The sequence below is a fragment of the Oleiphilus sp. HI0128 genome (assembly GCF_001635365.1).
On record NZ_LWGG01001612.1, the window covers coordinates 1 to 753 of the forward strand.

Consider the following 753-nt stretch of genomic DNA (forward strand, 5'->3'; position numbering starts at 1 on the left):
CCAGCAAGGTAGGCTAAAGCGCTTAACGGTTGCTGTAGCAATTGATGATATACAGAATATCAACCCGGAAACAGGTGAGGTAAGCTATACTACATGGACGGCTGAAGAGCTTGAGCGTTTGACGCTATTGGTAAGGAATGCGGTAGGGTACTCAGCCGCACGAGGTGATAGCGTAAATGTGATTAATACGCCTTTTGCACCTAAGTTTGTGGAAGCCGTACAAGAGCCGGAAATATGGGAACAGGCGTGGTTCAAAGAGCTGGTGCCCAAAGGCATAGCAATGTTGTTCGCCTTGATTATTATCTTTACCGTCATTCGACCAGTGTTTAAGAATCTTTCTGAAGCTGGCGCTCAAGCGAAAGAGCTTGCTTTAGCGGGAGATGAGGACGGTTTGGCACAGATGGATGCCATGAGTGAAGGTGAGGCAGGAGAACGAGTTACTTTGAGTGCCTCTGATGAGTTTCTGTTACCGGGGGCTTCGGAAGGTTTTGATCGACAACTTAATGCCTTGAAAGGTTTGATTGCTGAGGACCCTGCTAGGGTTGCTCAGGTAATTCGTCAATGGGTAAATGTAGATGACTGATGGTGACGGCGATAAAAAGCTGCCAAAAGTTTCGCGGGTAGATGCTGCTGCGATTTTACTAATGAGCCTGGGTGAAGCGGACGCTGCCCAGGTTTTGAAGCATATGGGGCCAAAAGAAGTACAGCGGGTGGGTACCTCTATGGCGGCATTGAAAGATATTAGTCAGGAAC

Annotated in this window: 1 protein-coding gene and 1 pseudogene; both read left to right on the forward strand. The window is 48.1% G+C overall.

Annotated features, from left to right (window positions below; translation table 11 throughout):
* Positions 1–583 (forward strand): flagellar M-ring protein FliF C-terminal domain-containing protein (locus A3763_RS26325; RefSeq protein WP_304440854.1); only part of this gene is annotated, 583 nt, incomplete at its 5' end.
* Positions 576–753: pseudogene (locus A3763_RS27235) on the forward strand (flagellar motor switch protein FliG); the annotation flags it as partial. The gene A3763_RS26325 and the pseudogene A3763_RS27235, both read left to right, overlap by 8 nt.